This window comes from Paraburkholderia sp. 22099 (genome assembly GCF_052045835.1).
GTDB lineage: Bacteria > Pseudomonadota > Gammaproteobacteria > Burkholderiales > Burkholderiaceae > Paraburkholderia > Paraburkholderia terricola.
In genome coordinates, this window is sequence record NZ_JBQEPU010000012.1 from 88,737 (window position 1) to 106,916 (window position 18,180).

The 18,180-nt window shown below is 64.3% G+C and carries 21 protein-coding genes and 1 pseudogene; 15 read left to right on the forward strand and 7 right to left on the reverse strand.

Annotation, left to right across the window (positions count from 1 at the left end; genetic code table 11):
- Nucleotides 1-32: 32 nt before the first annotated feature.
- Nucleotides 33-1,559: an AMP nucleosidase gene (locus ACTJLC_RS13845; protein WP_083081718.1), complete on the reverse strand. Its 1,527-nt coding sequence runs from the start codon at nucleotides 1,557-1,559 to the stop codon at nucleotides 33-35.
- Between the two features lie 200 nt (nucleotides 1,560-1,759).
- Between ACTJLC_RS13845 and ACTJLC_RS13850 the strand changes: the two genes are divergently transcribed.
- The 6 genes and pseudogenes from ACTJLC_RS13850 to ACTJLC_RS13875 all read left to right on the forward strand — a co-directional run.
- Nucleotides 1,760-2,155, forward strand: coding sequence for a hypothetical protein (locus ACTJLC_RS13850; protein WP_083081720.1), 396 nt, complete (start codon nucleotides 1,760-1,762; stop codon nucleotides 2,153-2,155).
- A 251-nt stretch (nucleotides 2,156-2,406) separates the two neighbouring features.
- Nucleotides 2,407-3,402 (forward strand): homoserine kinase, encoded by a 996-nt coding sequence (locus tag ACTJLC_RS13855; RefSeq protein ID WP_310124018.1) that lies wholly within the window; start codon nucleotides 2,407-2,409, stop codon nucleotides 3,400-3,402.
- Nucleotides 3,393-4,199, forward strand: coding sequence for a BPSS1780 family membrane protein (locus ACTJLC_RS13860; RefSeq protein WP_073428618.1), 807 nt, complete (start codon nucleotides 3,393-3,395; stop codon nucleotides 4,197-4,199). Before ACTJLC_RS13855 ends, ACTJLC_RS13860 begins: the two co-directional genes overlap by 10 nt.
- A gap of 169 nt (nucleotides 4,200-4,368) precedes the next feature.
- Nucleotides 4,369-4,821, forward strand: coding sequence for a MarR family winged helix-turn-helix transcriptional regulator (locus ACTJLC_RS13865; protein WP_310130961.1), 453 nt, complete (start codon nucleotides 4,369-4,371; stop codon nucleotides 4,819-4,821).
- A gap of 171 nt (nucleotides 4,822-4,992) precedes the next feature.
- Nucleotides 4,993-5,412 (forward strand): organic hydroperoxide resistance protein, encoded by a 420-nt coding sequence (locus tag ACTJLC_RS13870; RefSeq protein ID WP_310130959.1) that lies wholly within the window; start codon nucleotides 4,993-4,995, stop codon nucleotides 5,410-5,412.
- 293 nt (nucleotides 5,413-5,705) lie between these two features.
- Nucleotides 5,706-5,969, forward strand: a pseudogene (locus ACTJLC_RS13875) (deoxyribodipyrimidine photo-lyase); the annotation flags it as partial.
- A 92-nt stretch (nucleotides 5,970-6,061) separates the two neighbouring features.
- Here the strand turns inward: ACTJLC_RS13875 and ACTJLC_RS13880 are convergent.
- Nucleotides 6,062-6,238: a DUF3563 family protein gene (locus ACTJLC_RS13880; RefSeq protein ID WP_310130957.1), complete on the reverse strand. Its 177-nt coding sequence runs from the start codon at nucleotides 6,236-6,238 to the stop codon at nucleotides 6,062-6,064.
- 107 nt (nucleotides 6,239-6,345) lie between these two features.
- Nucleotides 6,346-7,539, reverse strand: a complete 1,194-nt coding sequence (locus tag ACTJLC_RS13885; RefSeq protein WP_083081726.1) for an extracellular catalytic domain type 1 short-chain-length polyhydroxyalkanoate depolymerase — start codon at nucleotides 7,537-7,539, stop codon at nucleotides 6,346-6,348.
- Nucleotides 7,540-7,895: 356 nt separating this feature from the next.
- Here ACTJLC_RS13885 and ACTJLC_RS13890 point away from each other — a divergent pair, with 356 nt between their 5' ends.
- The 4 genes from ACTJLC_RS13890 (at nucleotide 7,896) to ACTJLC_RS13905 (ending at nucleotide 10,932) form a co-directional block, all read left to right on the forward strand.
- Entirely contained in the window at nucleotides 7,896-8,597 is a 702-nt protein-coding gene (locus ACTJLC_RS13890) for a phosphatase PAP2 family protein (protein ID WP_073428613.1), read from the forward strand.
- Between the two features lie 137 nt (nucleotides 8,598-8,734).
- A complete protein-coding gene (gene modA / locus ACTJLC_RS13895) occupies nucleotides 8,735-9,508 on the forward strand; it encodes a molybdate ABC transporter substrate-binding protein (protein WP_310124010.1) in 774 nt (257 codons plus the stop codon).
- A 46-nt stretch (nucleotides 9,509-9,554) separates the two neighbouring features.
- Complete coding sequence (gene modB, locus ACTJLC_RS13900; protein ID WP_073428611.1) at nucleotides 9,555-10,229, forward strand: molybdate ABC transporter permease subunit; 675 nt, start codon at nucleotides 9,555-9,557, stop codon at nucleotides 10,227-10,229.
- Between the two features lies 1 nt (nucleotide 10,230).
- On the forward strand, nucleotides 10,231-10,932 hold the full coding sequence (locus tag ACTJLC_RS13905) for an ATP-binding cassette domain-containing protein (protein WP_310124008.1): 702 nt from the start codon (nucleotides 10,231-10,233) through the stop codon (nucleotides 10,930-10,932).
- A gap of 51 nt (nucleotides 10,933-10,983) precedes the next feature.
- Here the strand turns inward: ACTJLC_RS13905 and ACTJLC_RS13910 are convergent, their stop codons facing one another.
- Nucleotides 10,984-11,820 (reverse strand): TOBE domain-containing protein, encoded by an 837-nt coding sequence (locus ACTJLC_RS13910; RefSeq protein ID WP_310124006.1) that lies wholly within the window; start codon nucleotides 11,818-11,820, stop codon nucleotides 10,984-10,986.
- A 235-nt stretch (nucleotides 11,821-12,055) separates the two neighbouring features.
- Here ACTJLC_RS13910 and ACTJLC_RS13915 point away from each other — a divergent pair, with 235 nt between their 5' ends.
- On the forward strand, nucleotides 12,056-12,850 hold the full coding sequence (locus ACTJLC_RS13915) for an SDR family NAD(P)-dependent oxidoreductase (protein WP_083081734.1): 795 nt from the start codon (nucleotides 12,056-12,058) through the stop codon (nucleotides 12,848-12,850).
- Nucleotides 12,851-12,961: 111 nt separating this feature from the next.
- Here ACTJLC_RS13915 and ACTJLC_RS13920 read toward each other — a convergent pair whose 3' ends face one another.
- A complete protein-coding gene (locus ACTJLC_RS13920) occupies nucleotides 12,962-13,345 on the reverse strand; it encodes a tautomerase family protein (protein WP_310124003.1) in 384 nt (127 codons plus the stop codon).
- Nucleotides 13,346-13,446: 101 nt separating this feature from the next.
- Between ACTJLC_RS13920 and ACTJLC_RS13925 the strand changes: the two genes are divergently transcribed.
- Nucleotides 13,447-14,298 (forward strand): LysR family transcriptional regulator, encoded by an 852-nt coding sequence (locus tag ACTJLC_RS13925; RefSeq protein ID WP_083081735.1) that lies wholly within the window; start codon nucleotides 13,447-13,449, stop codon nucleotides 14,296-14,298.
- A 41-nt stretch (nucleotides 14,299-14,339) separates the two neighbouring features.
- Here ACTJLC_RS13925 and ACTJLC_RS13930 read toward each other — a convergent pair whose 3' ends face one another.
- A complete protein-coding gene (locus ACTJLC_RS13930; protein WP_310124001.1) occupies nucleotides 14,340-14,960 on the reverse strand; it encodes a hypothetical protein in 621 nt (206 codons plus the stop codon).
- 114 nt (nucleotides 14,961-15,074) lie between these two features.
- Between ACTJLC_RS13930 and ACTJLC_RS13935 the strand changes: the two genes are divergently transcribed.
- Both ACTJLC_RS13935 and ACTJLC_RS13940 read left to right on the forward strand, forming a co-directional pair.
- Complete coding sequence (locus ACTJLC_RS13935) at nucleotides 15,075-15,512, forward strand: MbcA/ParS/Xre antitoxin family protein (RefSeq protein ID WP_310124000.1); 438 nt, start codon at nucleotides 15,075-15,077, stop codon at nucleotides 15,510-15,512.
- On the forward strand, nucleotides 15,509-16,210 hold the full coding sequence (locus ACTJLC_RS13940) for an RES family NAD+ phosphorylase (protein ID WP_310123998.1): 702 nt from the start codon (nucleotides 15,509-15,511) through the stop codon (nucleotides 16,208-16,210). Before ACTJLC_RS13935 ends, ACTJLC_RS13940 begins: the two co-directional genes overlap by 4 nt.
- Nucleotides 16,211-16,238: 28 nt before the next feature.
- On the opposite strand, the gene ACTJLC_RS13945 is transcribed toward ACTJLC_RS13940, so the two are convergent.
- Complete coding sequence (locus ACTJLC_RS13945; RefSeq protein ID WP_114164690.1) at nucleotides 16,239-16,976, reverse strand: metallophosphoesterase; 738 nt, start codon at nucleotides 16,974-16,976, stop codon at nucleotides 16,239-16,241.
- A 116-nt stretch (nucleotides 16,977-17,092) separates the two neighbouring features.
- Here ACTJLC_RS13945 and ACTJLC_RS13950 point away from each other — a divergent pair, with 116 nt between their 5' ends.
- Nucleotides 17,093-17,755, forward strand: a complete 663-nt coding sequence (locus ACTJLC_RS13950) for a DUF1345 domain-containing protein (protein ID WP_083081740.1) — start codon at nucleotides 17,093-17,095, stop codon at nucleotides 17,753-17,755.
- Nucleotides 17,756-18,180: the final 425 nt, after the last annotated feature.

Consider the following 18,180-nt stretch of genomic DNA (forward strand, 5'->3'; position numbering starts at 1 on the left):
CGCCCGCGCCGCGTGAACTGAAAAACCGCTGCTTACTGAAACGCCACTTCCGCGAAACTCCGCAGCTTGCGGCTATGCAGACGATGCAGCCCGTTCATCCGCAACAACTCCATCGCCTTCACGCCGATCTGCAGATGCTGATCCACTTGCGCGCGATAAAACTGATCCGCCATGCCGGGCAGTTTCAACTCGCCGTGCAGAGGCTTGTCCGACACGCACAGTAAGGTGCCGTAAGGCACACGGAACCGGAAGCCGTTCGCGGCGATCGTCGCGCTTTCCATATCAAGCGCGATCGCGCGGCTTTGCGAGAGCCGCTGCACCGGCTCGCGATGATCGCGCAGCTCCCAGTTACGGTTGTCCACGCTCGCCACGGTGCCCGTGCGCATCACGCGCTTCAACTCGACGCCGTCCAGTTGCGTGACTTGCGCGACCGCGCGCTCCAGCGCCACCTGCACTTCGGCGAGCGCCGGAATCGGCACCCACAGCGGCAAGTCGTCGTCGAGCACGTGATCCTCGCGCACGTAGCCGTGGGCGAGGACGTAGTCGCCGAGACGTTGCGTATTACGCAGACCCGCGCAGTGGCCGAGCATGATCCACGCATGCGGACGCAGCACCGCGATGTGGTCGGTGATCGTTTTCGCGTTCGACGGCCCCACGCCGATGTTGATCATCGTGATGCCGCTGCCGTCCGCGCGCTTGAGGTGATACGCGGGCATCTGCGGCAGACGCGGCGGCGCGGTGCCTTCCTGCGCCTGCTCGCCGAGATTCTCGTTGTACGTGACCACGTCGCCGGGTTCGACGAACGACGTGTATTCGCTGCGATAGGCGCGCAGTTCCTCGTCGTCGGTATGGGCCATCATGGTGCGGCCGAGCTTGACGAACTCGTCGATATAGAACTGGTAGTTCGTGTACAGCACGTAGTTCTGGCAATGCGTGGGCGACGTGGCCGTATAGTGCTTCAGCCGATGCAGCGAGAAATCGACCCGCGCCGCCGTGAACAGCGCCAGCGGATGCGGCTCGCCCGGCGGCGGCTCATAGGTGCCGTTGACGATGCGGTCGTCGAGCAATGCGAGGTCGGGCGTGTCGAACACGTCGCGCATCAGGAACAGGCGCTCGCGGTCCAGATCGCCTTCTAGATGAATGCCCTCCGCAAACGCGAAGTGAATCGGAATCGGCTGGTCGGACACGCCCACTTCGATCTGCACGTGATGGTTTTTCGCCAACAATCGCAATTGCTCGCGATAGTAGTTGCCGAACAGGTCCGGGCGCGTCACGGTGGTCTCGAACACGCCTGGGCCCGCGACGAAACCATACGAGCGGCGCGAGTCGATATGCGTGTTGACCTCGGTGCATACGCGAACGAACGGGTAGCACGCGCGCACCCGGCTCTCGAACAGCTCGTTGCGGCGATAGCGCGCGAAGGCGTCGCGCAGGAACGAGGTGTTCGCTTCGTAGATCGCCGACAGGCGCGTGACAGCCTCGGTGGCGTCGTCGAAGGATTCAGTTGGAAAGCTGTGCGCGGGAGTCTGCACCGCGCGTTGGTTGGTATCGTTTTTCATCTTCGTTGGCCTCGATTGATGAGACGACATTACCACGGAACCCGCGATCGCCAAATGACCGCGCGGCGCTTGTTTCCACCGCTGCAACAGCGGTCGCGACATGGGCGGCGCGCCGCGCCGAAGCGGCGCAAAATAAGGCTGTCGCGCCCGGATGCTGGCCTGGATTTGCTAGAATCGCGGGCACCTATTGGAGAATCACCATGAAGCCGCTCCTTCCCGTCGCCGTGGCACTGGCCCTTGCCTTTGGCAACGCCGCGATGGCTGCCCAGCCCGTCGATGACACTCCGCCCGCCGGCGCGCCCCAGTCCGCCAACGAACGGGCCGGTCTGCCCGATCTGGAGAAGATCAATCGTCCGGCCGCGCAGGTCAGCTCGAAGGTCGAAATCAATGTTCCGCGCACCCCGAGCTTCCACGAACGTAGCGCCAACGGCACCGAAATCACCGAATACCGCGACAAAGGCAAGCCCGTTGAGATCAACGTGCGCTCGAATCTCGGCACGCGCTACCAGATGAGCGCGCCGCTCGACACTTCGCCCACCGTGCGTGATAACGGTCGTGCGAGCACGCGTTTGCCGTCGGTGAATCTCAGGTATTGATGTATCGTCGGCACGGTGGCCGGACCGTGCCGTTGTTGCTTGGGGCGTCGTGTTGGCGTCCTGGGCTGCATGCCTTGCTTCATGCGGCGTCGGGGTTCCTCCGGGAGTGCGACGCCGGAACGTCTTTCAAACCGGTACTCCGTTCACAACGCCTTCGGCACCGCATCTGTCACGGCATTGCCACCACACTTGCCACATTCAGCACTGGCCGAACCATGCCAGCCCGACCAACCTGATCCGACGTTTCCCGCATGGCTGTCTTCACCGCTGTCACCGAACCCCAACTCGCAGAATGGATGCGCCATTACGATCTCGGCGAAGTCGTCGAGTTTCGCGGCATTCCGTCCGGTATCGAGAACAGCAATTTTTTTCTGACGACGACGCGCGGCGAATACGTCCTCACGATTTTCGAAAAGCTGACGGCCGAACAACTGCCGTTCTATCTCGACCTGATGCGGCATCTGGCGTCGCACCGCGTGCCGGTGCCGGACCCCATGCCGCGCGAAGACGGTGCGCTGTTCGGCACCTTGCATGGCAAGCCCGCCGCCATCGTGACCAAGCTCGAGGGCGCGCCGGAGTTGGCGCCGCGTGTCGAACACTGCATCGAGGTCGGGCAGATGCTCGCGCGCATGCATCTGGCGGGACGCGATTACGCACGTTATCAGCCGAACCTGCGCAGCCTGCCGTGGTGGCGGGAAACCGTGCCGATCGTCCTGCCGTTTCTGGAAGGCGCGCAACGCGACCTGCTGTCATCCGAACTGGCGCATCAGGAAGCCTTCTTCGCCTCCGCGGATTACGCCGCGCTGCCCGAAGGCCCATGCCACGCCGATCTGTTCCGTGACAACGCGCTGTTCGCGCATGCCGCGCCGGATACGGGCCACGAAGTACGTCTGGGTGGCTTCTTCGACTTCTATTTCGCCGGCTGCGACAAGTGGCTGTTCGACGTCGCCGTGACGGTCAACGACTGGTGCGTCGACCTCGCCACCGGCAAGCTGGACGACGCGCGCACCGAAGCAATGCTGCGCGCCTATCAAACGGTGCGCCCCTTCACCGTCGAAGAAAACCGCCATTGGGGCGATATGCTGCGTGCGGGCGCGTACCGTTTCTGGGTCTCGCGCCTGTATGATTTTCATTTGCCGCGCGCGGCCGAACTCCTCAAACCGCACGACCCCGGCCATTTCGAGCGCATTCTGCGCGAACGCCTTTGCGGCGTTCCACTTCCAGGCATTCATACCTCATGCAACTGATCGAAGTTCCCGCGAAAACCGGCTATGTGTGGTTCCGGCAGGGTATCTGGCTGTTCCGCAAGAACCCGCTCGCGTTTCTGACGCTGTTCTTCACGTACCTGCTGGTGATGACGCTGGTGTCGCAGATTCCGGTGATCGGCAGCGTGCTGCCGCTGGTGTTCATTCCGGGCGTCGCGGTCGGCTTCATGGCGGCGTGCCGCAATACGATCGCGGGCAAACCCGTGTTCCCGACGATCCTCGTCGACGGCTTTCACTCTTACGGCCCGGTGGTCGCCAAACGGCTGCTCGTGCTCGGCGTGCTGTATGTCGTCGCGATGGCACTGGTGCTGGCCGGTTCCGCGCTCGCCGACGGCGGCATGCTGCTGAAGGTGATGCTCGGCGGCGCGACGATGGATCAGGAAGCAATCGCCAACAGCAATATGCCGCTTGCGGTTCTCACCGCCTTCGCGTTCTACATTCCGGCGGCGATGCTGTTCTGGTTCTCACCGATTCTCGCCGCGTGGCATGACGTTCCGCCTATCAAGGCGATGTTCTTCAGCTTCGTCAGTTGCTGGCGCAATCGCGGGGCGTTCATCGTATTCGGCGCGCTGTGGTTCGCGGTGGCGATGACGGTATCGCTCGGTTTGTCCGCGTTGATGCAGGCGCTGGGTGCCGGCGACTATGCGTTCGCGATCCTGATGCCCGCCACGATGATCGTCACGACCATGCTGTATTGCTCGTTCTACGCGACGTACCGCGGTTGCTTCGGCGTGCAGACGCCCGAAGCGCCGGATTTGCCGACCACGCCGGCGGCTTGAACGATATCCTCCGCGGGCGCGCGTCGCGGCGCCCGCCCACGCGCTCCGTCCGCTCGGCACGCCTCTGTGCCGCTTCCATCCGCCCTCCAGCATTCGTCAACGCATGCCGATTTGCGGCACAATGGTTCGCACGCAATCCATTTGCACGCTCTTTTACACGAGATGCATCATGACTCAGCGCCCCGCTCTGCCCTTCACGCTCGACGAACAACTCTGCTTCGCCCTCTATTCGACCTCGCTCGCGATGACGAAAGCGTACAAACCGTTGCTCGACAAGCTCGGCCTCACGTATCCGCAATATCTGGCGATGCTGGTGCTCTGGGAGACCGATGACGTCACGGTCAAGGACATGGCCACGCGCCTGAACCTCGATTCGGCGACGGTCACGCCGCTGCTCAAACGTCTCGAGGCGCAAGGGTTGGTGGAACGGGCACGCGGTGTCGACGACGAACGGCTCGTGTACATACGGCTCACCAAAACCGGCACCGCACTCAAGCGTCAGGCACGTGAAGTGCCGGCGGAAATCTTTTGCGCGACCCAGCAGACGCCGGAATTCCTGCTGCGTCTGCGCGATGATCTGACACGCCTGCGCACCACTCTGAGCGATTACATGGACCAATAGTTGGTTTGCTGCTAAAGGCATGCTATCGCTGTGATGCGAAATTTCATTTGCACACTAATCATTTGTGTACTATCTTAATCACATGCCGCTCAACACGCGTCCGTCAGAAGGCGGGCAAAGCATCAGCGGCAAACATGCGGACCCTGACTACCCAAATAAAGGAGCAGCACAATGAACATCCTCTACAAAGCAAGCGCAACCAGCACCGGTGGCCGTGACGGTCGTGCGGTGTCGTCGGACAATGCGTTGGACGTGAAGCTCGCGGCGCCGCGCGAACTCGGCGGTAACGGCGCGGCGGGCACTAATCCAGAGCAACTGTTTGCGGCCGGCTACTCGGCCTGCTTCCTGAGCGCGATGAAGTTCGTCGCCGGCCAGCGCAAGCAGACCTTGCCGGCCGATACGCAAGTCACCGCTGAAGTGGGCATCGGTCCGAACGACAACGGCGGCTTCGCACTCGACATCGATTTGCGAATCTCGCTGCCGGGCCTCGCCGCGGACGCTGCCAAGGAACTGATTGATGCGGCCCATCAGGTCTGCCCGTATTCGAACGCTACGCGCAACAACGTCGCGGTTCGTTTGCAGGTTGCGTAAATTGCCGACCGCGTGAATCGCGGATGGATGTGATTTGTGGATACGGCGCGGCAAAACCGCATCGTGACTAGCGGCGCCCGCGCCCGGCAGTACCGGCGCGGACGCCGTTTTCTTGTCGCGAACGCAGCATGTGATGTGCGGCACCGACTGTTGCCGCTAATTTGCCGGGTCGGTCGCGCGCGACCGGCTTTGCGAATCATCAAGGCGATCAGTAACGTCGTCGCCTGATGTGAGCCTCTTTGCGCGGTCGACTTTCCCGCCCCGCGACCATCGCCCCCACCCGCGAATCCCCGATGACACGCGTTCGACGACCGAGCGACACTTTCAATACTGGTCTGGTCTGGATTCGCCGCGACCTGCGCAGCACGGACAACGACGCGCTCTACCAGGCGCTCAAGCATTGCGAGCGCGTCTGGTGCGTATTTATGTTCGACACGGCGATCCTGCAACCGCTGATCGACACTTGGCAGGCTCGCCATGCCGATACACAGCCGCAAGACCGCCGCATCGAGTTCATTCTTGCGGCGCTGGACGAATTAGACAAAGCGTTACGCGCCTAGTCTCGGCGGCTGACACTCACGTCGCTGTAACTCGGTAGCCGCACCGCAAGCACCGGCGTTTCGACACCCGGTGCTTCAACCTACGCGGCTTAGTGCTGGGTCATCCACGACGGCTGACGGACGCTCATGTCACGGTCGAGCTTGCGCATGCGGAATTCGAGATCGTAGAGATCGGTTGCCTCGGCGAGAAACGCGTCAGCGCGTTCCTTCGCGAGTTGATCGGGCGACTTGGTCAGAAACAGGAAAAGGCGGGTAAGCAGGTACATGGTCGACCTCGGCAATGATGTTAGGCGTTAACGCCTAGGGGATAACCCGTATTATAGGGAAAACCCTAGGCTTAGCCAACATTTCATTTCGAAGCGTTGTTCGTAAGTCACCGTGCGTCCGCAGAAGCCGCTGTGGCGGTGCTTTCCGCCGCACGGCCTGCGCCCGTGCGGCGCTGGTGCCTGAAAAACTCCCACACCAACGCGCTCGCGTCCGGACCTTTGGCGGAGTGAAACGGCAACGCGTCGTCGCCGCCGCTCCAGGCGTGAGCGAGCCCTTGCACACGGCATAGCCGAACCACTCGCCGTCCGCCGCGCACATAATCGCGCATCACCATCCCGCCCTTGCGTTCTTCGCGTATGTCGCCGGATTTGCGCGCGCCGCTTTCGTCGACGATCCGGTTCAGGCGGAGAAACTGCACCGCCAATTGCTCGGCATTGACGGGCGCGACCACATGATCAGCGTCGCCATGGATGATCAGCGCCGGCATGCCGGGGTATTGCTTCACATCGGCGATTTCGTCGACGAGTTCGGCCGGTTCGCCGCGCGCGCCGCGCCGCATCACGTCCATTGCCGTAATGCCGGAGTGAGCCTCGCCGAAAGCCGGGCCCGAGTGCAGCGCGACCGCCGCAAAACGTTCCGGATAATTGATCGCGAGCAGCGCCGTCAGGCCGGCTCCAGCGGAGATCCCGGCGACATACACGCGCTCGCTGTCGAAACCATGCTCGGCGACCAGCGCGTCCACCAGCGAAACCACCGCGCGCGTCTCGGCGCCGCCGGCGCTGTCGCTGGAGTCGTACCAGTGCCAGCAACGATGCGAATGCGCATGCTTCGACTGCTCCGGATAAACCACGGCAAAGCCAAAGCGGTCCGCCAACACGTTCATGCGCGTGCCCGCGGCGAATTCGTCGATCGATTGCGTGCAGCCGTGGAGCATGACCACCAGCGGCATGGCCTCGAGCGCATGGCCGGAAGGGATATACAGCCCGTACTGAAGGTGGTTGACGAGCCGCCCCGGCGCCGCGGGCGCGGAGTGAAACGAACGCGTCCATGAGCCGCTGGCCCATGCCGAGGCGCGCGGACGAACGCGCGATTCACGCGCGGTGCGCGGCGCTTCGCGTTTGGCGGGCGCGCGCAGCGCTTCCGTCGGCTTGATCGGACGAACTTTCGCCGAGGGCTTGCTGGTGGCGGGCCGCGCCGGCCGCGTGGCAATGCGCTTGGTGGTTTTATGAGCGTGTTCGGTCTGGATCGCGAGCAACCGCTTGAGGCCGCGCAGCCAGATTTTCGATAGACTTTTTGCCATCGGCGGATAACCTCGCAAAAAGGGACGGGGTCCGTTCGCTAGAACGGCATTTTGTTGTGCAATGCACAATAACACCAATCCTCATGCGATGCTGACAGCATAAAGCGATGCCCAAGTCGGAAATTTCGTCACCGGCGAACCTTGCGGCGGACCAGGCGTCCAATCGCGGCAAGACATGTTCGCCAGCCAACGTCCGCGGATAAAACGCGCGACGCGCAGCAAGACCGCAGTGCGGCGCCGCGTCTATACTGGCAGTTGATCTTGATGCGCAGGCCTTTGCCGCGTCGGCGATTCAAGCCGTTCACGCGTTAATTCATACAACCAATTCTACGCGGCCTTGGTCGCGCTTTTTTGCCATGCCCGATTTACCTGCCAACCTGTGGTATTCGATCACCAGCCTCGGCGGCGCCGGTATGACGCTGCCGCTTGCGTTTGCCATCGCGCTTTGGCTGGCGCTCGGCTACACCTGGCGCATGGCCGCCGGCTGGTTGCTGCTGCTCGGCACGGCCATCGGCGTCGTGACCGTAACCAAGCTGGCGTTCCTCGGCTGGGGTGTCGGCGTGCGCGAACTGGATTTCACCGGCGTCAGCGGCCATGCGATGCTGTCCACCGCCGTTTATCCGGTCGCTCTGTTCCTGATGCTGTTGCCCACACGCACGGTGCCGCGGCTGCTCGGCGTTGCGCTCGGTCTCGTCGCCGGCATCGCGGTGGGGTTGTCGCGAGTCGTGTTGAGCGCTCACTCGCCGTCCGAGGCCGTCACCGGCTGCCTGGTCGGCGCGCTCGCCGCGCTGATATTCGTGCGCATGGCGTGGAATGCGGAGCCCGGCCGGCTTTCCGCCCTGGGGGTCACTGCGAGCCTGATGGTTCTCGCGGTGCTCATGCACGGCGTGCACGTGCCCACGCACCGCTGGGTCACGCACATCGCGCTGAAGGTGTCCGGTCATGAGAGGCCGTTCATTCGCGCGAAATGGAAAGCCGTGCGCGATGTCCGCCCCGCCACGGCGCCGCTCTCGCAAACACTCAACAGGCTCACGCCGCCGCGTTCTTCCGACGCCTGAAAAATACGCTGTCGCTGACTTACTCGCCGCTTGCCGCGGCCCGCCGAAGCAGCGTCATGCCTACCGCTATAACGGCGTCTATATTACGATGGCGTTTTAACCCGCCGCTCCGGCCCATGTCGGACATCCAAGCTTTCATGACCCTGTCCCGTCGCCTTGTGAAACATGCGCTGTTCGCCGTCAGCGCCGTCTCCCTTGCCGTCAGCGCCAATGCACGCGCCGACGAACTCGTCGTCTCCGCCGCCGCCAGCCTGACCAACGCGTTCAAGGCGGTCAGCGAGGCCTTCGAGCAGCAGCATCCCGGCACCAAGGTGCTGCTTAACTTCGGGGCATCCGACGTATTGATGCAGCAGATCGTCAAGGGCGCACCCGCCGACGTGTTCGCGTCCGCGGATCAGAAAGCCATGGACAAGGCGGCCGCCGAAAAAGTGATCGTGCCCGCCACGCGCAAGGATTTCGCCGCCAACTCTCTGGTGCTGATCGTGCCAACGGACAGCCATTTCGCGCCCACCAGACTGAATGAACTGGCTTCGGCGAACGTCAAGCGCATCGCGTACGGCGACCCGGCGTCCGTGCCGGTCGGCCGCTACACGCAAGGCGCGCTGCAGGCCGCGGGCATTTGGGATGCGGTCAGCGCCAAAGCGGTGCTCGCCGCGAACGTGCGCCAAAGCCTCGACTACGTGTCGCGCGGCGAAGTCGACGCCGGCTTCGTGTTCGGCACCGACGCCGCGGTCATGCCGGACAAGGTCAACATCGCGATGACCGTGCCGACGCAAACGCCGATCACCTACCCGATCGCGCAAGTCGAAGGCAGCCGCCATGCCGCCGACGCGCAGGCTTTCACGCGCTTCGTGCTGTCGCCCGCCGGCCAGGCCGTGCTGGCGAAGTACGGTTTCAAGCCGGCGCATTAACTTCCAGCATTAACTTCCATTAACTTCACGCAAGCACCGCACGCTCATGCAACAGGCCTGGATTCCGCTCTTGCTGTCGCTCAAAGTGGCGGGCTGGGCCACCGCGCTCAATCTGGTGTTCGGCGTCGCGGCGGGCTTCGGTTTGTCGCGCTGGCGCTCGGGCGCGCGCGACGTGATCGATTCGCTGCTGATGCTGCCGCTCGTGATGCCGCCCACCGTGCTCGGCTACTACCTGCTGGTGCTGCTCGGACGGCGCGGCGTGATCGGCGCCTGGCTCGACCGCTTCGATATTCAGTTGGTGTTCACCTGGCAGGGCGCGGTAATCGCGTCGACGGTGGTCGCCTTTCCGCTCGTGCTGAAATCGGCGCGCGCCGCCTTCGAAGCCGTCGATCCGCAACTCGAGCGGGCCGCGCGCACGCTCGGCGTCAGCGAGACGGCGGTGTTTTTTCGCGTGACGCTGCCGCTCGCCGCGCGCGGCATTCTGGCCGGCGGCCTGCTGGCGTTCGCCCGGGCGCTCGGCGAATTCGGCGCGACGCTGATGATCGCGGGCAATTTGCCGGGGCGCACGCAAACGCTGTCGGTGGCGGTCTATTCGGCTGTGCAAGCCGGCGACGACGGCACCGCGAATTTCCTCGTGCTCGTGACTTCGGTGACGTGCGTCGCGATCCTGCTGCTCGCGGGCCGCCTCGTGCCGCAGCACACGCTTTTGGCTTCGCGTTGATATGCCGCTCGCCGTCGACATCCGCAAAACTTTCGAGAGCGCCGAGCGCCGTTTCACGCTCGACGTCTCGTTCAAGGCGAGCACGCAGCGCGTCGTGCTATTCGGGCCGTCCGGCGCGGGAAAAACGCTGACCTTGCAGGCCATCGCCGGCCTGCTGCGTCCCGACGAGGGCAAGATCACGCTGAACGGCGACGCCTTGTTCGACAGCGCGCGCGGCGTCGACCTGAGACCGCAAGCGCGCAAGATCGCGTATCTGTTTCAGGATTACGCGCTGTTTCCACATCTGAACGTGCGGCAAAACATCGGCTTCGGTTTGCAGCAAGGCTGGCTCAATCCGCGTGCGCGGATCGCGCATCCGCAGGTCGATTACTGGCTCGACGCGCTGGAACTGAGAAGCGTCGCGGGCAATCATCCCGCCCAGCTTTCAGGCGGACAAAAGCAGCGCGTGGCGCTCGCGCGAGCGCTTGTCGCGCAACCGCGCCTGCTGTTGCTCGACGAACCGTTTTCGGCGCTCGATAGCGTGCTGCGTCAGCGCATGCGGCGCGAACTGTCGGATCTGCAAACGCGGCTCGATATTCCGATGGTGCTGATCACGCACGATCCCGATGACGTCGCCGCGTTCGGCGACCAGGTCGTGCAGGCGACCGACGGCTGTGTGCGTGAGAATCAGCCGTTCACCGGCTACGTGCGCAGCGAGCCTTGACGGGGCGCGCGGTTTTCGCGGCCTTGCGAGCCTTTCAAACCTTCCGCGCCCTCAATCCTTCACGCCAAGAATCACACTCGACGCCTTGAACGCGGCCACGGCGCTTTTTCCTTCCGCGAGGCCGAGCGTGTCGACGCTCTCATTGGTGACGACCGCGGTGATCACCGCGCCGCCGTCCAGCAGCAGCGACACCTCGGCATTAACAGCGCCACGTTTCACGCTCTGCACCGTGCCGCGCAACTGATTGCGCGCCGAAAGTTTCAGCGGCGCGCCGCGTTCGTCCTCGACGAGCAGCACCACCCACGAAGCCTTGATCAACGCAAACGCCGCCGTACCCTCGACGAGCCCCAGCGTCTCGGTGCTTTCATGCGTCAGCACCGCGACGATCCACTGGCCGCCGGGCAGCGCCAGCGACACCTCATCGTTCACCGTGCCGCGCGTGATCGCCGACACCGTGCCATAGAGTTGATTGCGCGCGCTCGTCTTTACACCGATGCGGCCGATCAGATCCCAATCCATCGCGAAACCTTCAATCGCCGCCCCCGCACGTTCGAGAAAGCGCCGATGCTCGCGCTCCACCGCGCGAAACGTCTCGATCAGCTTCACGGCGCGCGGCGTGAGCGTGGTGCCGCCACCGCCCTTGCCGCCGGTCAGCCGCACGACGAGCGGCTCGCCGGCGAGGTTGTTCATCGTGTCGATGGCGTCCCACGCGCCTTTGTAGCTCATGCCGACCGCCTTTGCGGCGCTGGTGATCGAACCGGTCTCGCCGATCGCCGCAAGCAGCGCGATCCGCGACGCGCCGCCGAGCGTTTGCTCGCCCGCCTGAAACCAGACGGAGCCGCCGAGTTCGAGCGGTTCGTGGGAAGAATCGGTGGACTTGGATGTCATGGCTGAGACCGCCAGATGAGCGGGAGAAAGGCAGCGAATCATTATAACGACGCGCACGTGAGCGACCGGACGCGCACGCAGCGATACGCCAATGGCAGCGAGCCGAACCCGAAAACGGATAGATGGGATACTCGAACGCGAAGCATCGAACACCTCGCCCTTTCCACTTTCCGGCGCGGCGGGCTTGGATCTTCGCTTGAATCCGTGCGCCGCAACTTCAGCAAGGAGCAAGACAGTGAATATCGATCTATCGGGCAAGACCGCGATTGTCAGCGCATCCACGGCGGGCATCGGCCTCGCGATCGCCACCGGCATTGCAGCGTCCGGCGCGGAAACGCTCATCAACGGACGCAAGCAGGACGCCGTGGAGCGCGCCATCGAAACCATCCGCAAGACCGCGCCGCACGCGAAGCTGCGCGGCTTCGCCGGCGACCTCGGCACGCGCGAGGGCTGCGACGCGTTGGCGAAAGCCGTGCCGCAGACGGACATTCTCGTGAACAACCTCGGCGTGTTCGGCCCCGGCGACATCTTCACCACCGAAGACGACGATTGGGAGCGCTACTTCCAGGTCAACGTGATGTCGGGCGTGCGGCTCACGCGCCATTACCTGAAGGGAATGATGGAACGCAAATGGGGCCGCGTGGTGTTCATCTCGTCGGAGTCCGGCCTGAATATTCCGGCGGATATGCTCGCTTACGGCTTCTCGAAGACCGCGCAACTGAGCATCGCGCGCGGCATCGCCAAGCACGCGGCCGGCAGCGGCGTGACGGTGAATTCCGTGCTGCCGGGACCGACGCTCTCGGCCGGCTTCCGCTCGATGGTGGAAGAGACGGCGAAGGAACAAGGCAAGACCGTCGAGCAGGTCGGCACCGAGTTCGTGCGCGCGCATCGCGGCAGCTCGATCATCCAGCGGCCGGCCACCACCGAGGAAGTCGCGAACATGGTCGTCTACGTCTGCTCGCCGCAAGCCTCGGCGACCACCGGCGCGGCGTTGCGCGTGGACGGCGGCGTGGTCGATACGATCGCGTGACGACGGCGTGCCCGCTTCTGAAGATCAACGGGCGGCGGCATGGTCACGTAAGATAGACGCCGCCCGTTCAGCGCGCATGCATCTCACACGCGGTGAGTTTGGTCCCGGCATTCAAACCGCGTACTGCGCGATCCCGTTGCCGAACGACCAGTTCTCCTTGTCCACCTCGACGAGACTGATGAACACATCTTCTCGCCGCAGCCCCGGCGACTGCGCGAGTTCATCCGCGATGCGCTGGTACAGCGCCTTCTTCTGCTCGAGCGTGCGCGTGTTGCTCACCGTGAGTTGAATCGCGACGAAATCATCGCTGCGCTCGATGTTCAGATACTGCCTGTCGTAAATCAGATTGCCGGCCTCGTGCTCGCTGAGGAGCATGAAGACGTCGTCCTTCGGGACGTTGAACGTGCCGACCAGCGCGCGCTGGATGCTGTCGGTCAGCGCCTTCCGGTATTCGGCCGGTTTGCCGGCGCGCAGGGCGATTCGTGTGAGCGGCATGGTCAAACTCCTTCGCTGCGGTTGATTGGATAAACCCAGCTTAGGCGCACTGATTCATAATGAACAGACATCGTTGATGATTTCATTCATATCCATTCAAAATGAAAGTTCTCGATCTGGATGCCGTGCGAGCGTTCGTTCTGGTTGCCGATCTGCGCAGTTTCACGCGCGCCGCGGATGCGCTCGACACCACGCAATCGGCCGTCAGCCTGAAGCTCAAGCGGCTGGAGGCGCACCTCGGCAAGCAGTTGCTGGAGCGCACGCCGCGCGTCGTGCGCCTTTCCGCGGACGGCAACGCGTTTCTCGGCGCCGCGCGCGATCTGCTGAACGCGCATGAACGCGCGCTGGGTGCGCTGTCCGTGGAGCGCAGACGGCTCGCGCTGGGACTGAGCGAGCACGTCGCCGGCGCGGACCTGCCACGCTTGCTCGCGAGACTCAACGCGCACGATCCGGGTTTGATCGTGGAATTGCACATGGGGACGTCCGCGTCGCTGCTCGCGCAATTCGACGAACGCCGCCTCGACGCGGTCATCGTTCGCTACGGCGTCGACCAGCCGCCGCGCGACGACGCGCAGGTGCTGTTCAGCGAACCGCTCGGATGGCTCGCCACGCCGGAATGGTTGCCTCGCGTCGGCGAGCCGTTGGCGCTGGCGCTGTTGAGCCCGCCGTGCAATGTACGCGACGTCGCGCTGCGCACGCTGACGGCGGCGGGCATTGCGTGGCAGGAAGTGTTCGTCGGCGGCGGGGTGGCGGCCGTTGGAGCGGCGGTCGCGGCGGGCCTCGCCGTGTCGCCGCTGGCGCGCAGAGTGGCGCCCCCCGGTTTGGCCGATGTCGGCGCGCGGCTAGGCTTGCCGCCGCTGCCGCAGTCGCGCGTGACGCTGCATTCGCGGGTCAGGGACACGCGGTCGGCGGAAACCTTGCGGTTGGTGGCGAATGGATTGGCGAGCGTCTGAGGCATGCGCCGCGCGTCGTCAGCGCGCGGGTCGATCCGATTTCAGCGAAGAATCGGCGGCAGCGAGCCGCTGCTGGCGGTGGCCGGGTTGGTCGCGGCGTCGGCTGGATTGGCGCTGACGTTGACCGATTTGGCCGGTGCGGTCGCGTGAGGTGCGGCCGGCTTCGCCGCGACCTCGACCGCGTGGGCATGTGCCGGACGATCCTGGGTCACGTTGGCATGCATGAGCTTCGGCTGGGCCGATTTCGCTTGAGCGACTTGTGCGTGCGGCTTATTGGCCTGTGCCATCACAGCAGTCTTTTGCGGCGACTTGGGCTTGCCCGCGGCCGGCCCCTTGATCGCGCCTGTCGCGCCTTTCGTCGCCCCTTTGGCTGCCGCCTTTTTCACGCTGCCATGCGTTGCGGCTTTCTTGCCGCCCTGTGTAGACGAAGCGATGCGTTGCGTCGTGTGCCGACCACTCGTCGCATGCTTCGAAGCTGACTTGGCCGCAGCCCTTGAACCGGCCGCCGGGTTGCCCTTGCCCGCGCCGGCCGCTTTCCTCGCCGGCTTCGCGCCATGCGCGCTCGCCTCCGGCGGGTTCCACACCTCCTGATAGCCGGCTGCCATCGCCACACCCGACACGCACCACACGGCGACCGCCGTTGCTACTGCTCGAACCCACATCTCCCGCTTCTCCTAATTTTCGGCGTCTCATAACGAGCCGGGATTATATTCCCTTGCAAAAATCCCTTTTTAGACTAGTATTGGTTTTAAGTACAGATAAGGACTTACCCGCTCATGTCTCATGCCGCCCGCGCCACGCAATCGGAACCGCCGATCCACCGGCCCGTTTCGGAACCCACGCTCACGGAAATGTCCGCGGCGGGCCTACGCGCGTTCTTCAACATCGCGCGCGACTGGAACCTGAGCGCGGACGAGCAAATCGTGCTGCTCGGCTCGCCCGGCCGCTCCACGTACTTCAAATGGAAGTCGGCGCCCGAAACGGCCCGCCTCGGGCGCGACACGCTGGAGCGCCTGTCGCTGCTGCTCGGCATCTACAAGGCGCTGCAAATCCTGCTGCCGCAACCCAGCGCCGCCGACGCATGGATCAAGCGCCCCAATAGCGCCCCGCCGTTCGGCGGACGCCGCGCGCTGGACCGCATGCTGGCCGGCAACATCAGCGACCTCGTGGCCGTGCGCCAGTATCTCGACGCAATGCGAGGCGGCTGGGCGTGACACAACCGTATTGGCAGGACCGCTGGCGCACCGCGCCGCTCGACTGGTCGCCCGCGTATCGCGTGATTCCCACGCGCTTTCCTGCCGTCAATCTGTTCGACCGGGTGGCTTCGCCGGAAGACTTCGACGCGCTATACGCGCTCGAAGCGATGACCAACGACCGTCTGCGCACCGAAATCGGCGAACTCGATCTGGTGCCGCGCGAAGAGCGCCGCTTCGGGCCCGGCTACGGGCCGATCATGGCCGCGCTCACCCATCTGAATCCGCTCGGCAGCCGTTTCTCCGACGGCACCTACGGCGTGTTCTATTGCGCCCGCTCGCGCGCCACGGCAATCGCCGAAACGCGCTACCACACGGGAAAATTTCTGGAGGCGACCGCCGAGCCGCCGATGCGCCAGCAAATGCGCCTCTACACGGTGCTCGCGCAAGGCGAGGTGGTCGACATCCGCGACGACGCTTCGCTCGATCTCGCGGTGCTGTCGCCGGACGATTATCTCGCCGGACAGTCGCTCGGTCGGGCCGTGCGCGAGGCGGGCGCGCCGGGCATCGCGTATCCGTCGGTGCGGGATGACGGCGGCGAATGCCTCGCCGCGTTCAAAACGACGCTGCTGCGCGACTGCCACCACGCGGCGTATCTGGAATACAACTGGAACGGCGCGAGCGTCGACATCGTGTTCGAGCTCAGCCAGGTCGGCTGACGGACCCGGCAGGCGCCGCGGCAAGCCATCAAGGCAAGGCGAGCGCGTCGGCGCCCTCGGCGAGCGCGGCTTCGACCGAGATCGACCAGCGCTGCAACGCCAACGGCTCGACAATTGTCAGCTTGCCGCCCGGTCCGAATGCACCGGTGTCGATGAATACCTGCGAGCCGATCTGCTGAATGTCGCGCATCGGCGTATGGCCGCAATAGGTGAGCGAAAGACCGCGTTGCAGCGACGGATCGCCGTTGCCCAACGCCAGTTCGCGGCCCCACAGCAATTGCTGGCGCGTTTCGGCGGAATAGTTGCCGGCGTCGAGATCGGCGTCGGTGCCGAAGAATTCAGCGTGCAAAATGTTGAAGCGCTCCTTGCCGCTGCCGACCACGCGCACGAGCGGCAGCGTGCGCAGACGTTCCGCGTAGTGCTGCAAGCGTTCGTCGGGCAAATCCGCCGCCCACGTTCCACCGATTCCATACCACCACTGACGCCGCAAGCGGCCGTCCGCGACGGCGCATAACGCGTCTTCGTGATTGCCGAGCACGGCGAAGAACCACGGCTTGTCGAGCAGCGCCAACGCCTGCTCGGAATGCGCGCCGCGGTCCACCAGATCGCCCACCGAAAAGAGCCGGTCGCAAGCCGGGTCGAACGCGATCGTGCGCAGCAGATAGCGCAACGCATCGACACAGCCATGCAGGTCGCCGACTACAAAGTCGCGGCCGCTCTGGTTGGCCGAATGATGCTGAACGGAGTTGACGAGTACGGAAGCCATGTGTTCATGATAATGCCGCGTGGGCGAATACGTATGCGCGTTGCCGATCCTAACGCACGGCGAGCGCTCCAGGCCGCGTAGAATCCGCGGCACGGACGTCTCCCCACCTCTATTCCATGCCCGCAAAATATTATCCGCAGGTTTTTCGCAATCGCCCGCGCATGCTGGCCGGCCTCGTCGTCGGCATCGTGGCGACGCTGTTCGTGCCCGAGCCGGCGCGGCCGATGGTCCGCATACTGGCCGGCTGGGATGCAGCCGTCTGGAGCTATCTGCTGCTGATCTGGGTACATATGGCCGCGGCCGACGAAAGCCGGGTCCGCGCCTTCGCCCGACGCGACGATGAAAACGCGGGCGTGGTGCTGTTCGTGATCTGCGTGGCGACGGTCGCGAGCATTGCCGCGATCGTGCTCGAACTGGCCTCGATAAAAGGCACGGCCGGCGCCTCGACCGTATGGCACTACGTGCTCACCGGACTCACGCTGATGGGCGCGTGGTTCATGATCCCGACCATTTTCGCGCTGCACTACGCGCGGCTCTACTACGACACCGACGCCACGGAAACCGCGCTCCTGTTTCCCGACCACGCACTCGAGCCGGACTATTGGGACTTTCTGTACTTCTCCTTCACCATCGCCGTGGCCTCGCAGACCGCCGACGTGGTGCTGCGCTCGCGCTCGATTCGCCGCGCCGCGCTCGCGCAATCCATTCTGTCGTTCTACTTCAACGTCGCGGTGCTTGGGCTTTGCGTGAATATCGCGGCGGGGCTGCTCGGTTCGTGACCGTGCCTCGCGCGCGGCAATGCCCTTAGCGCCTTAGCGCCTTAGCGCAATATCACCTGCCGCCGCGCTCGCGCCTCGCGCCTCGCGCGCGGCAGTAACCATCCCCGTCTCAACCGTCTCGTGTAAAACCCGGACCACCTCCGCCCGTTTTACACGCAGGCCGTCCCCGCCAGCGAACGCCGCTTCGCTTCCACCTTTCAGCGCGCTTCCCGACAGGGCGCACGTTCGCGCATCCCACGTTCCGCTCGCGACACGCTTGGCACAAGCCTTGCTGCGCCTACGCGCATTCAACTGGCCCACCCGTGCGTCCGACGCCTGGCGTCAAAATGCGCTTCACTTGGCCAGCGGCGTGACGATCTTTGCACTACATTGACCGATACGCGCCTACGCTTCATTCATCGCGCGGTACCCGGCCCTGGAAGCCC